The sequence below is a fragment of the Ventrimonas sp. genome, assembly GCF_048380235.1.
In the GTDB taxonomy this organism is placed as follows: Bacteria; Bacillota; Clostridia; order Lachnospirales; family Lachnospiraceae; genus Brotaphodocola.
In genome coordinates this window covers 16,098-29,281 of the sequence record NZ_DBFCCJ010000029.1, presented here as the reverse complement: position 1 = coordinate 29,281, position 13,184 = coordinate 16,098, and the positions used below count along the sequence as shown (strand labels likewise).

The window sequence follows — 13,184 nt, the reverse complement described above, 5'->3', positions numbered from 1 at the left end:
GAAGATGAAGCAGCTTCCCATAAAGCAGTATGGGGCATACTTCCGTAAAATGGCGATAGACGGGTATATTCTTGTCGTTGACCGAAGCGACACAAAAGCATATATCCGGGAACTGCAAGCGGTGAGCCGGAACATCAACCAAATTGCAAAACGCGCCAATGCGACGGGGACGGTTTACAGGCAGGATATAGAGGACATTAAAAAGGCGGTGGACGAGATATGGCGGTTACAAAGACGCACCCTATTAAATCAACCTTAAAGGCTGCGATAGACTATATCTTAAATCCCGAAAAGACAGACGGGAAGCTGCTTGCGTCCTCTTTCGGCTGCGGGCTGGAAACCGCCGATATTGAGTTTGCATGGACGCGGGAAGCTGCCGGAGATCGCGGCACACATTTAGGGCGGCACTTGATACAATCCTTTGCGGTGGGAGAACAGTCAATGCGGAGCATATAGCCAACAGAGGTGTAAACATCAATACTGTTGCGCTTGGGATTGTATTCTGCAAATATTGTTCTCATCGTATTAAATCTCCTTATCGTTAAATCAATCATTTGTTGCAAAAATCAGAAGCATTTCAATCAGTTCACAATGTCACTTTTATTTTGTGTTATACTGTTTTATATAATTTTCTTGCCCTTGTTTTTGCCCTTATCAGAGTTCGTAAACACTGGTGGGACGATATAACGCAAGGGAAACAATAAGGGAAAGCTCACCTGCGATAAACTTTGTGTTTTCAAGGGATTGAGAGATATTTGATAATAAAATATAACAGTTATTAAATCCCTTGGAATATATGAAATCTCAATTCAAATTTGTCGAACTATCAGGTTCGCTATTTGCCATGATTATAGCACATGGATATGAATAATTCTACCAGCTAAACACGGTTGTTTTTCCCTATGTAAAGCCGCAGCCGAAGCTGCGACTTCCCGACAAATTATCGGATTACTGGATGGAGGACAGCCGGACAAGGACTTCTTTCATATCCATCCAGATTTCTTCCAGACGCACTTGCAGGTCGTTGATGTCTGCTTCATAGATACTGCCTGTCTCATTGGCTCGTTTTGCATACTGGTTCAGGTTGTTGGAGCAGATTCGCAGGAGCGAAACCATTGCTTTCACATCCTGCAAATCAAGATTGATACAGTAGCCGTCCAGAGCCATTTTTCTCAGATATGCCCCCATACTGCGGATACCAAGCTCGTCCATCTTCTGATGGATTCGCTCGACTTCCTCCTTGGATGCCAGGAAATGAACATCCTGGTCACGCTTTACCATTACAACACCTCCTCGTAGCCCTCAGAGCGTTTTGCAGGCGGGATATGCTCGGACTTGGATTTCAGATCAGCCAGAACAGAGGGGCGTTCCGCTTCTCCTTTTTCAGCACGGCTTTCCACCGTATCTTCCATATTCAGCGCCGCATCCAGCTCCGCAAGCCGCTGACTTTTTGCCGCAAGTTCCGCTTCCTGGGGGAATGGTTTTCCAAGTTCTGCTTTTGCCGCTTCCTGCTGATTGTAGAGATTGGTCAGCTGTTCATTGGCTCTTTCCAGCCGCTCAGGAATGCCAGAAAGTGCGTTATCCAGTCGGGTGATATTTCCCCTGGCATCCGTGCCAAGGGCTACACGGTGGCTCATAGCCCCTTTCAGAACGATGTCAAACTCACTTCGGAAGCTGTCATAGGAAAGCTCCATCTGGAATCCTCGGTAACTGCCCAGCGGAACTGGATCAGCACTTTTTGTCTCCTTGCAGGCGGCAAGAATGATTTCACCGGCATCGGCTTTTTCCGCATAATGTCTGCCCATGATTTCCATACCACAGAATCCTTCGGAGATCTGCGGATGTGCCTCCACGATCTTGATGTCCGCTTCAAAGCCATGGATATAGCCAGTCTGCTTTTCAATCTCAGCCGGGAAGTATTTCAGGAGCTTATCCTCCATGCGGTACTGCTGGCTCTGGTGGTCAGCTTTCAGCACTTTCAGCCTTGCTACATCAATATCCAAGTCCATCTTTTCCTTGATGAGCGGATTACCGGCACATAATGCTTTGATCTCCGCATAGGAAAGTGCCTGCTCATCCACATCGTCACAGGAACGAACCGGAGATTTGGAGGTCATGATCTGAGAGATAAATTTCTGCTTATTCTCCAGGGTCTGGTACAAATATGCGTCGAAGGTTCCCTCGGTCACATACTGATAGACCTGAACCTCTTTATTCTGGTTGCCCTGACGGATGATACGACCGTTTCTCTGGGTCATATCAGACGGACGCCAGCCCACATCCAGATGATGAACCGCCACCAGTTTGTCCTGCACATTGGTTCCTGCGCCCATTTTCTGCGTACTGCCAAGCAGCACACGCACCTGCCCGGTACGAACCTTGGCAAAAAGTTCTTTCTTTTTTGCTTCGGTATCCGCATCGTGAATAAAGGCGACTTCCTCGGCAGGTACACCGTTTGCCATTAACTTGGTTTTGATGTCGTCATAGACATTGAAGGTGCCGTCATTTTTCGGAGTGGAGAGGTCACAGAACACCAGCTGTGTCAGCCTGTCAGCTTGCCCGTCCTGCCAAATGCGGAGGATATTTCCCACACAGGCATTGAGCTTGCTGTTTGGGTCATCCGGCAACAGCGGGTTCATCAGCCGCTGATCCAGCCCCAGCTTCCGCCCATCGCTGGTAATCTTCAGCATATTGTCCACAGAAGGGTCAATCATACCGGCATGAACATCCGCAGCTCTTTCGGAAAGAGATGCAACCATATCCTTCTGATACTCAGAGGGCTGCACCACAACCGTCTCAAATTTCGCTTCGGGAACCGGAAGATGCAGCTGGTCAGAGGTCTTGATGTCGGCTACTTCCTTGAACATATTCATCAGTTCAGGAAGATTGAAGAACTTGGCGAATCGGGTTCTGGCACGATAGCCGGTTCCTTCAGGAGCCAGCTCAATGGCCGTCGTTGTCTCGCCAAAGGTGGATGCCCAGGAATCGAAGTGGGTCAGGTTCTTCTTCTGGAGCGTACCGTACTGGAGATAGCGCATGACCGTGTAAAGCTCGGTCATGGAGTTGCTGACCGGAGTGCCGGTGGCGAAGATAACGCCACGACCGCCAGTGATCTCGTCCATATAACGGCATTTCATAAACATATCCGAAGATTTCTGCGCTTCGGAGGTGGAGAGACCTGCCACATTCCTCATTTTGGTGTAGAGGAACAAATTTTTGAAGGCATGGCTCTCGTCCACAAACAGCCGGTCAACGCCCAGCTGTTCAAATGTGATGACATCATCCTTTCTGTCGGCGGCGAGAAGTTTATCCAGTCTGGCTTCCAGAGATTTTCTGGTTTTCTCCATCTGCTTGATGGTAAAATTCTCGCCACGCTGATATTTCAGTTCTGCGATTGCACCCTCAATCTCATCAATCTGTTCCTGCAGCTGCCGTTCCTGTCGCTCGGCAGACAGCGGAATCTTCTCAAACTGGCTGTGACCGATGATAACGGCATCATAGTCGCCGGTTGCAATACGGGCGCAGAACTTCTTTCGGTTTGCGGTTTCAAAATCTTTCTTCGTGGCAACAAGGAGCTTGGCACTCGGATAGAGGTGGAGGAACTCATTTGCCCACTGCAAGGTGAGGTGGTTCGGAACCACAAACATGGACTTCTGGCTCAGCCCAAGTCGTTTGCTCTCCATAGCGGATGCTGCCATTTCAAAGGTTTTGCCCGCACCAACTTCGTGTGCGAGCAGGGTATTTCCACCGTAAAGCACATGGGCGATGGCATTTCTCTGATGTTCACGGAGGGTAATGTCCGGGTTCATACCGCCGAAGCGGATATGGCTGCCATCATACTCACGGGGTCTGGTGGAGTTGAAAAGCTCATTGTACTTCGTAACCAGTGCTTCACGACGGCGGGGGTCTTTCCATACCCAATCCTGAAACGCATCCTTGATTGCCTGCTGTTTCTGCTGTGCCAGAGTGGTTTCCTTTTTATTCAGGACACGCTTCTGCTTGCCATCTGCATCTTCGATGGTGTCATAGATACGAATGTCTTTCAGGTTCAGCGTTTCTTCCAGAATGCGATAAGCATTGGCACGGTCAGTACCGTAGGTCACATACGCCGCCACATCATTGTAGCTGGGAGAGCTTTTCCCATTGATACGCCACTCTGCGGTCATTTCGGAGAATTTCACCTCAATGGAACGGCGCAGGTAGTATGGGGTCTCAAAGGTTTCCTCCATGAACTGCTGAATATAGTCTGCATCAATCCATGTGGCACCCAGACGGACATCAATCTCAGACGCATCCAAATCCTTCGGCTGTGCCTTTTGCAGTGCCTCCACATTGATATTGAAAGCGGAATCACGGTTCGCCGCCATCTGTGCGATACGCAGCTTGCTTCTCACATCACCAGAAAGGTATTCGTCCGCAGTCTGCCAACCGGCTTCCACATCATCAGGTGCCATCGGGTCTTTGAAGATCACCCCACGCAGCTCTGTTTGAATGGCTTCATAGTCCTCAGGGGTTCCCAGGAGCTGTGCCATGAAAGGAAGATCAACTTTACCACGCTCACCAATAGAGATTGCCAGAGCTTCCGATGGGGTATCCACGCTGGTCACTCTGCGTTCCTGCTTGATCGTTCTCTTGGTGAACATATCCGCCTTGCTCTTTAAGTTGCCGTCCTCATCCACATTTTCCAGAGAACACAGAAGGTAATAGGAGGAATCATCAGAGAAAGCCTGCCCATTTGCACGGTTGTTGATGAGACCGTTCTTTGCGGTAAACGCATCGTAGGCATCATTCAGTTCTGCCTGCTTCTGAGAAATCATCTCATCCGGGTAATCCTCCAGCTGATATTCGATCAGCTCATTGACGATACCACGGAGTTCCACCATGCCTTTCACACGGTCTTTTGCTTTCTCGTTCAGCTCCACATGGCGCATGATGGAGTTTTCACGGAAGTACACTTCGCCGTCCACTACGGCATAGGAATAGTTCTTTACATCTGGAGTAGCTGGAATGGTTTCCGCTTCCTTGCCCTTGCTGTTTTCAACCGGCAGCTCCACGGCCTGATAGGTTCCCTGAATGTGGGAAACCGCCTCTTTCAGAAGATCGGACAGCTCCGCACCCGGAATCGGACGGACGGTAATATCATCCTTGCCGTAAGGGGTACTTTCCAGAACCGTATCGCCCAGAACCATTTCCGGGTGGTCTACAAAGTAGCTGTTCATGGTGTGTCCTTCTTCGGTACGGTTCAGATGCACCCAATCAGGAACGATGTCAATCGGATGGTCACGCTTTTGCAGGAAGATGATGTCGGACACGACTTCCGTGCCTGCGTTCTTCTTAAAGGCATCGTTTGGCAGACGAATGGCACCAAGCAGTTCCGCCCTCTGTGCCAGATACCGCCTTGCATCCGAGTTCTTGGAATCCATGGTATAACGGCTTGTCACAAAAGCGACCACACCGCCGGGACGAACCTGATCCAGAGCTTTGGCGAAGAAATAGTTGTGAATAGAAAATCCCAGCTTGTCGTAGGGCTTATCCGATACCTTGTAGTTACCAAAAGGAACATTACCCACAGCCAGATCATAGAAGTCTCTGCGGTCTGTCGTTTCAAAACCGGCGACTTTGATTTCTGCGTTGGGATAGAGCTTCTGTGCAATCCTGCCGGTGATGGAATCCAGTTCCACACCGTAAAGGCGGCTGCTCTGCATCTCAGGGGGCAGCATACCGAAGAAGTTACCGATACCCATGGCAGGTTCCAGAATGTTGCCGGTCTCAAAGCCCATCTGCCCGACTGCATCGTAGATGGAGCGAATGACCGTAGGACTGGTATAGTGGGCATTCAGCGTCGAAGCTCTTGCCGCAGCATACTCGTCATCAGACAGCAGATTCTTCAGAGTGGTGTACTCCTGCGCCCAATTTCCCTTATCAGGGTCAAAGGCATCTGCCAGACCGCCCCAGCCGACATAATTCGACAAGATTTCCTGTTCTTCGGCAGTAGCGTTTCGGCTCTCACTCTCCAGCTGGAACAGTGTCTTGATGGCTTCCATATTTCTTGCGAACTTCTGCTTCGGTCCACCTTCACCGATGTGGTCATCCGTGATGTGGAAGTTCACCGCAGGAACAGGAGGGACTTCTCTGGTTGCGAGGGACTGCTCAATCTGAGCGATGATGTCCATGACCTCAGGATTCTGCCAGCCGTCCACCTTGGTGTAGTCCTGAACAATCGTGTCCTGACCGTCCCTGCAATGAATGAGGTCAAGACTGCCCGGTAACGGTCGCCCGGTATTCATTGCGCCCAGAGCTTTAACCTGGGTGGAAGGGAGGGAGTGGTAGGCTCTCAGGGCATCTTCAAAGGAACTGTATTGCTTAATGTCCAGCGCACCACGCTTCTGGATGTCCTCTGCCACATAGAAATGGTCAATGAAATGTTCCGGCTGTACCGGTTCGGCAATGCCATAGACCTGTGCGTGTGCCTTTTCATCAGGATAGTCACCGTAGATACGGATGCACTTATGCTCCTGCTGATCGTAAACGGCAGCACCGTCATACTTGAACCCATCATCCTCCATGGTTCCGTCTACATAGCCCTGGGCAGCTTTTTCCGCTTCTTCCAGAGTATAGTAGTCCAGTTTATCATCGAAGCCGTTTTCAAAGTGATGATAAGCGGCAACCAGATAACGACGTTCAGGCTGTACTGTTTCGGTGCTGATTTCGCCCTGAATTTCCTCTGTAACGGAGTTTTCTTCGGTATAGGCATCACCCCTTACCGCATGGTTTCTTTCGTCCTGAGAAAGCATTTTTTCAAAGTTCTCACGGCTTTCCGCACGGAAGATCGGATAAAGTAGAGAGGGGTCTCTCAGCTGCACTTCCCGGTCGGTGATCTGCTCGACCAGAAAAGCGGTATCGTCCAGATAGACCGTATCGCCAACCTGATAATTCCACGCCGGTGTTTCTTCAACCGGCTCTGCGATATTTTCTGCGGAATCTTCGGACTGTAATGCTTCCATAGCCCCCACAGTCTGACGGACTTCCTCCAGGTAGTCATTGGCAAGCCACTCATCGTCAAAGTATTCCGTAACACCCTCATGGTCTACATAATAGGTTCCGGTCTGCTCATCCCAGATGGCATACTCGCCATCCTCGGTATCAACCACAGCGAAACGCTCATAAACATCTTCCAGAGGATTTGTTCTGGCATCTTCGATTGCCTGCCGCTCAGCTTCTTCCTCAGGGGTAAGAAAGCGACCTTTTTTCATCAGAGCGTCAATTCTCTGTGCTACCTGTGTCCAGGACATCTGCACCTTATCGCAGCCGCTTTTGGTGTAGCGAACGCCCTTGGCATCGTGATCCTGACCGCTGTGTGTCGCACCGGAACAGGCATGGGAATGACCGCCGGTGCCGTATTCATGCTTCAAAAACTCGGCTTTGTCCTTAACAGAATGATTTTCCTGCCAGTATTCATAGATACGGCGCTTTCCACCGGCAAAGCCGCTGCCACGGGTCAGGTCTGCATTGACCTCATCATCCGTAATAAACTGACGGACAAGGGGCATCTGCATCATATCGCTCTGATATTCCCTGACAGGGGCATCCAGTTCATTCAACCGCTTTTCAATGCCATCCAGCTTGTGATAGTGGAAACGAAGCAGAGAATGGTCGGCATCATGGGCAATCATAAACCCACGATACTCCTCTTTCATTGCCGTTAAAAACTCAGGCTGTTTGAGCTGTTCTGCCAGCCATGCGGTTTCTTCCGGAAAACCATTGCTGCGGATTTCCGACAAAGTAGGGAAGAATCCCATTGCCTTTGCTTCATCAGAAAGGTCATGGTAGAGATACCAAATGGACTGAGCGATTTTTTCACGCTCAAAGCCGGGGGCTTCCACCAGTTCCACATTGGTAGCGTACCGCCCGTTTTCCAGCAGCTCTCCAATCCGCTTTGCGGCATCCTCCCATGGAATGATCTGCGCCCTGGGGCTGTCAATGGCAGAGGAACCTTTGGCAAGATGAATCCCGTCCCCGGCATACCATGCGGAAATATTGCCGCTGTCCTCTTTCAGACCGAAACCGCCGTGATAAACCCGCTTCAGAGCCGGGACAATTTCTTCCACAGGTTTTTGCTTCATATACTCCAGAGCAACGATTTTCCGGGCATCATCGGTATTGCTGCCAAGCAGGAGAAAGTGGTCGATTTCTTCCTGAGAAAAAGAAAAAGCAGAGGGCTTTCGGCTCTCTGCTTCGTCGATAAAACTGATTTGTTCGTGTTCGGAGAGGAACAGGTTCAGACTCAGCTGTTGATAAGCTCCGTCATCACGATTTCCTCCGCCTGCGCTTTCAGGCTGCTCATGTGTCTTGCCCAGCCCCGCTGATCCGTCTCTTTCTCCGGTGCCGGGTTGTTCTTCAGGTACTGGTTCATCAAAAGTTCCACTCTGGCTTTCGCCGTCTCCTCGATCTCCCACAGGTGGGGGAACAGGGTCTCCGTCAGAATCATGTCGTTCAGGAGCATCGGATTGTTCTGCTCCAGAAACGCTCTGCGCATCCTGCCATATTTGCCCAAAGGTCTCGTTTCCTCGTTCTCCAACCTGATGTTCGGGATTCTGTAATCCCCGGCCTGTCTGTAAGTCATTTCGCTCATAATCTGCGCTCCTTTCAGCAGCTCTGTTCTGCTCGTATTCACCAATCGCTTTCTCGATCTCCTGAAACATCCGTGAACTGATTGCATTGACTGCCGTGCCGAGGGTGTTTACCGTCTGGCGGGTGTTAAAATCAAAGACATTCAGGAAGTCCTCATGCTCGAAGTAGTTGTCAGGGTTCTCAACCAGTCGGCAGTACATCGCATAGGATACGCTGTTTGCAACCGCTCTCTTGAAAGCCACTTCGATGTTAAGTTCATCATACTCCTCAAGGAAGCTATTGGCAACGATGTCGAGGATCGGCTTCTTGTAATCCTCCCAATACTCCGCAGAAAGAGACAGCGCAATCTCCTCCAGCTGCGCCTCCAACAGTCCATCTGCGGCGACACCAAAGGAACGCTCCATAGCTTCCATCACATACGCACGGTTTTCCTCTGTGACTTCCCAAGGTTTCAGTTCAGGGGATGAACGGCGGACACCAGTATCAGCCACATCGAATACATACCGCAGATAGGGCTTATCCCTGTTGGTCACAAACAGTGCGATGCCGGTGGAACCTCGTCTGACATATCTGCGGTACTTCTCGTCGTTCCACTCGTCATAAGGCTTGCAGAAGGTGGCATTGGGGCGCTGGGCATAAATCATCACCTGTTCCGGATAAGTGAACTCATAGTTTCGGGACACCGTTACCAGAAAGGAAGTCCAGCTATCCTTGTTCGATGTGATCTTTCCGATGGTCTCTCTTGCCAACCCGGAATAAAATCGCTCTTTTGCGTTCATCATTTCCCTCCAATCCTTAAAAATCAGGATAAAGATTCAGCCTATCAAAAGTCTCGTCATCCATACCGGACAACTTATTGAGAACAGAATCAGCCAAGGCACAAAGCTCGGCTTCCTCCTCGGAAAGCTGCTCCTTCATCTGCAAGAGAGCTTCACACAGCCCCGACCTTGTGCCGGGGCTGTAAAGCATCATCAAGTTCCGTTCATCTCGTGTGAAATTCATCATTCCATATCCCTTTCCGGGTGGCTTCTGGGCGGTTTATGGGGTGTATCGAAAACCGACATTTCTTTCAGCTGTTCCAACACGGAAGGGCGTTCTTCCGCAGCGGGAGCTTTCCCATTGTTAATGATGCCATCCAACATCCCATAGTCGTCCTCCATAGCCATCTCTGCGTTTTTCAGATAGTTTTCGGGTTTCATAAAGTTCTGAAGCTCCACGAAACCGAAGGCATCAACGTAATAACAGGATACTTCACCGGCGACCTTGAGCGCCACGATGTCGCTGACCGACATACTGTGACCACGGAAGTCCTCCGGGTGGTCAATATTGAACCTGGTATAAAGAGCTTCCAGCTGCTCTGCAGCACCGGCGGACTGCTCAATCGGACCATTGTAAACCACCTCATAATGGTCAATGGTCGGCTGGTTTTCCAGTTTCTGAATGTGCCAATACGGCATGAAGCGAAACTCGTCGGTCTCGTCAATGCGCTTCAGCTGAAGGACTGCGTAAGAGTCCGTGGAGCTTTCCAGAAACGCTACCATTCTGTCATCGGAAGTGGTATTTCCATGAATATCATCCCATTTTTCAATTTTCATAGGCGACCTCCTTATCGTTGCGGTTCCTTGTACTTATGCGAGGGCGTTGCAGGGGCAGTCTTTTCTGCCGCCTGTGCCAGCTTTTCCATGACCGACTCACGCTTGGGCGGGTCGATCTTATCCAGCTGACTTCTCAGCACCTTGGCAACCTCTACGGCAGTTTCCTCACGGGACTCCGCAATAGCCGTATCCAGAAACTCACGGTATAGTGCAGTATTGCCGGCGGCAAGGTCTGTCTTGATTTTCTGGATATGCGCCTGCACATCATCGACCTGATCCATATATTCATAGGGGTCGAAGTTCTCGGCAAAACGGTCGAGCTTTAACGCAAGCTCTACAATAGGGTCGTTCACCACAACCGCCTGCCTGCCAACCTCAAAAGCCTGCTCCATCACATCCTCATAGACCATGACACGAAGCTCCCTGCGTTCCAGGCCAAAGGATTCCAGAATTTCTTTTCTGGCTTCGATCATAGTTAAATCCGGGTTATCCAGCTGACCACCATCTATCTCGTTGTAGTTCTCATCCAACAGAGTGTAATCGTAGCCATCCTCACAGGTCTGCACCGCCAGGATTCTGTCACGCCCAACTTTCCATGCCGCTTCATCACCCATGATTTCAGGCTCTGCCATATAGGTTGCGCCGTTACGCTCCATGATTTCTGCGAACTGGCAGATGTGGAACACATTGTAACCAACCTGGGTATGGTACTCGTCGATGAATTTGCAGGGTTTCACGACAGTTTCATCGGGATAGTGAATCTGGACACAGCCACCGTCAGGAATACGAAACAAGTCCTTATAGTGGCTGTCAATAAATCGGATGTCCTTGCCGTCCGGGTTATACTCATTCCTCATTTGCGTTTTCCTCCGTTATCAAATTCCATGTTAAACCTGGTCTTTCCGTCCTCGAATACCTCCATATAGACCGTGGCATCAAAGGTGTTTCCGGTCTTAGCTGATTTACAGCCTTTCAGTTTGATTTTCCCAGAGCCAAGCAGTTTCTGTGCCGTGGCACTGGTCATGCTCTTGCCGATACTCTCAAAATAACGGTTGTTTTTCCAGAGGGCGAACTTGCAGCTTCGGTTAGAACAGAAAAATGCTTTCGCCTTTTCTTCTACAGAACTGCCGCAGACAGGGCATTTCCCCACGGCATTGCTTTCCTTTGACATCAGAACTTCAGAGTCCTGAATGACCTCGTAATTCCGAATCAGACCAGCAATCACATCTTTGATCTCGTCCATAAAATCCTCGCTGGCATATTTGCCCTTCTCGATGAGCAACAGCTTTTCCTCCCAATCCGCTGTCATAGACGGGGACTGAATCTGTTCGGGCATGACTGTTACCAGAGCCGTACCCTTGTGGGTAGGAATCAGATGCTTGGTTTTCTTATCGCCTTTCCGTTCCAGAAAACCGATACGCACCAGTTTTTCGATGATACCGGCACGGGTCGCAGGGGTTCCCAGACCTTTACGCTCCACCTCATCGGGCATCTCGTCCGCCCCGGCAGTTTCCATGCTCTGCAGGAGCGTATCTTCGGTGTAGTGCTTCGGAGGAGAGGTTTTTCCCTCCTTAATCTCCGTGCTGATCACAGCCATCTCATCGCCAACGGAAACGGAAGGAAGTGCCTGTTCCTTCTCGTCAGATTTTGTCGAATCACTTTTTCTGGCAAGTGCTTTCCATCCGTCATGCAGGATGGTTTTTCCCTTGGCAGAGAACGCTGTTCCACCGCAGTCCAGTTCAATGACTGTCTCTGCGTATCGGTGCGGATCTCCCACAGCCACGAAAAGGCGGGTGGAAATCAACTGCAAAATTGCAAGCTCGCCCTTAGGAAGCTCATTCAGATTGCATTTTTGCAATTCTCTGGTAGGGATAATGGCATGGTGGTCTGTGACCTTTTTGTTATTCACAACCTGCTCTGCATAAACGGGTACATTATCCACACCATCTACGGGGAATGTGTGGAAAGCCAGATTTACGAGATCTGGCAGATTGTGTGCCATATCGTCTGTCAGGTATCTGCTGTCGGTTCGGGGATAAGTGACCAGTTTCTTTTCATAGAGATTCTGGGTGTAATCCAAGGTCTGCTGTGCCGTATAGCCCAGCACACGGTTGGCATCTCTCTGCAAACTGGTCAGATCATAGAGCGCAGGCGGCTTTTCACTTTTCTCCTTGCGTTCGGCCTTTGTGACCACAGCGGCAGAGCAATCTCTGCTGACTGCTTCGGCATCCGACTTCTTTTTGAAGCGTTCACTTACTGCCGTAAATCCACCCAGATCAATCTGAACCGTGTAAAAGGGTTCCGGTTTGAAACCGGCAATGGCAGCTTCACGCATGACTGCCATTGCAAGGGTGGGAGTCATGACTCGACCAACATTCAGGGTCTGCCCACAAAGGGTCGAAAAAAGTCGAGTAGCGTTAATACCAACAATCCAGTCGGCTCGCTCTCGACACAGGGCTGCTTCATACAAAGCATCGTATTCAGTTCCGGGCTTGAGATTTTCAAAGCCCTCCATGATTGCGGAATCCTCCATTGAGGAGATCCACAGGCGTTCAAAGGGTTTCTTGCAGTGGCACTGATGATAGACCAGACGGAAGATCAATTCACCCTCACGACCGGCATCCGTTGCACACACAAGGCTTACAACATCATCTCTGGCCATGAGCTTTTTTAGAATACCGAACTGCTTTCGGGTTCCTGCGGACACTTCATACTTCCAGTCATCGGGAAGAATAGGCAGGTCGCCATACGTCCACTTTCCATATCGTTCATCATAGGCTTCAGGCTGTGCCAGTTCTACCAGATGACCGACACACCAGCTGACGATGTAACCGTTACCCTCCAGGTATCCGTCCTGACGGTTGGTTACGCCCAGTACTTTTGCAAGGCTCTGAGCGACTGAGGGTTTCTCAGCCAATACTAATTTCATTTGCATCTGCTCCTTTCTCAAAAAAATAA

Annotated in this window: 9 protein-coding genes and 2 pseudogenes; 3 read left to right on the top strand and 8 right to left on the bottom strand. The window is 50.1% G+C overall.

Annotation, left to right across the window (positions count from 1 at the left end):
- Together mobC and ACMP1L_RS05035 are read left to right on the top strand one after the other, a co-directional pair.
- Positions 1 to 259 (top strand): plasmid mobilization relaxosome protein MobC (gene mobC, locus ACMP1L_RS05040; protein ID WP_418374532.1); only part of this gene is annotated, 259 nt, incomplete at its 5' end.
- Positions 220 to 456: a relaxase/mobilization nuclease domain-containing protein gene (locus ACMP1L_RS05035; RefSeq protein ID WP_416386143.1), complete on the top strand. Its 237-nt coding sequence runs from the start codon at positions 220 to 222 to the stop codon at positions 454 to 456. The genes mobC and ACMP1L_RS05035, both read left to right, overlap by 40 nt.
- Here ACMP1L_RS05035 and ACMP1L_RS05030 read toward each other — a convergent pair.
- The 4 genes and pseudogenes from ACMP1L_RS05030 to ACMP1L_RS05015 all read right to left on the bottom strand — a co-directional run.
- Positions 417 to 521, bottom strand: a pseudogene (locus ACMP1L_RS05030) (DUF6061 family protein); the annotation flags it as partial. The gene ACMP1L_RS05035 and the pseudogene ACMP1L_RS05030 sit on opposite strands and share 40 nt — an antisense overlap.
- A gap of 427 nt (positions 522 to 948) precedes the next feature.
- Entirely contained in the window at positions 949 to 1,281 is a 333-nt protein-coding gene (locus ACMP1L_RS05025; protein ID WP_177968903.1) for a plasmid mobilization protein, read from the bottom strand.
- Positions 1,281 to 7,424 (bottom strand): annotated as a pseudogene (locus ACMP1L_RS05020) (DEAD/DEAH box helicase family protein); the annotation flags it as partial. The pseudogene ACMP1L_RS05020 and the gene ACMP1L_RS05025, both read right to left, overlap by 1 nt.
- A gap of 860 nt (positions 7,425 to 8,284) precedes the next feature.
- Positions 8,285 to 8,623 carry a TnpV protein gene (locus tag ACMP1L_RS05015; RefSeq protein WP_342980844.1) on the bottom strand — a complete coding sequence of 113 codons (339 nt, stop codon included), beginning with the start codon at positions 8,621 to 8,623 and terminating at the stop codon, positions 8,285 to 8,287.
- A gap of 163 nt (positions 8,624 to 8,786) precedes the next feature.
- Between ACMP1L_RS05015 and ACMP1L_RS05010 the strand changes: the two genes are divergently transcribed.
- Positions 8,787 to 9,098: a hypothetical protein gene (locus ACMP1L_RS05010; RefSeq protein WP_320965476.1), complete on the top strand. Its 312-nt coding sequence runs from the start codon at positions 8,787 to 8,789 to the stop codon at positions 9,096 to 9,098.
- A gap of 328 nt (positions 9,099 to 9,426) precedes the next feature.
- On the opposite strand, the gene ACMP1L_RS05005 is transcribed toward ACMP1L_RS05010, so the two are convergent.
- Genes ACMP1L_RS05005 through ACMP1L_RS04990 form a run of 4 tightly spaced genes read right to left on the bottom strand, consistent with a single transcriptional unit; the run spans position 9,427 to position 13,155 of the window.
- A complete protein-coding gene (locus ACMP1L_RS05005) occupies positions 9,427 to 9,636 on the bottom strand; it encodes a transposon-transfer assisting family protein (RefSeq protein WP_320965477.1) in 210 nt (69 codons plus the stop codon).
- Positions 9,633 to 10,226, bottom strand: coding sequence for a YodL domain-containing protein (locus ACMP1L_RS05000; protein ID WP_320965478.1), 594 nt, complete (start codon positions 10,224 to 10,226; stop codon positions 9,633 to 9,635). The genes ACMP1L_RS05005 and ACMP1L_RS05000 overlap by 4 nt, the downstream gene beginning before the upstream one ends.
- Before the next feature lie 11 nt (positions 10,227 to 10,237).
- Entirely contained in the window at positions 10,238 to 11,083 is an 846-nt protein-coding gene (locus tag ACMP1L_RS04995; RefSeq protein WP_320965479.1) for an LPD16 domain-containing protein, read from the bottom strand.
- Complete coding sequence (locus ACMP1L_RS04990) at positions 11,080 to 13,155, bottom strand: type IA DNA topoisomerase (RefSeq protein WP_168934187.1); 2,076 nt, start codon at positions 13,153 to 13,155, stop codon at positions 11,080 to 11,082. The genes ACMP1L_RS04995 and ACMP1L_RS04990 overlap by 4 nt, the downstream gene beginning before the upstream one ends.
- Positions 13,156 to 13,184 lie beyond the last annotated feature (29 nt).

What these genes read in the sequence shown, in the direction of transcription:
- ACMP1L_RS05005 (WP_320965477.1), bottom strand. Translation starts at nt 9,636, where the DNA reads ATGATGAATTTCACACGAGATGAACGGAACTTGATGATGCTTTACAGC.
- ACMP1L_RS05010 (WP_320965476.1), top strand. Translation starts at nt 8,787, where the DNA reads ATGCTCGAAGTAGTTGTCAGGGTTCTCAACCAGTCGGCAGTACATCGC.
- ACMP1L_RS05015 (WP_342980844.1), bottom strand. Translation starts at nt 8,623, where the DNA reads ATGACTTACAGACAGGCCGGGGATTACAGAATCCCGAACATCAGGTTG.
- ACMP1L_RS04995 (WP_320965479.1), bottom strand. Translation starts at nt 11,083, where the DNA reads ATGAGGAATGAGTATAACCCGGACGGCAAGGACATCCGATTTATTGAC.
- ACMP1L_RS04990 (WP_168934187.1), bottom strand. Translation starts at nt 13,155, where the DNA reads ATGAAATTAGTATTGGCTGAGAAACCCTCAGTCGCTCAGAGCCTTGCA.
- ACMP1L_RS05025 (WP_177968903.1), bottom strand. Translation starts at nt 1,281, where the DNA reads ATGGTAAAGCGTGACCAGGATGTTCATTTCCTGGCATCCAAGGAGGAA.
- ACMP1L_RS05035 (WP_416386143.1), top strand. Translation starts at nt 220, where the DNA reads ATGGCGGTTACAAAGACGCACCCTATTAAATCAACCTTAAAGGCTGCG.
- ACMP1L_RS05000 (WP_320965478.1), bottom strand. Translation starts at nt 10,226, where the DNA reads ATGAAAATTGAAAAATGGGATGATATTCATGGAAATACCACTTCCGAT.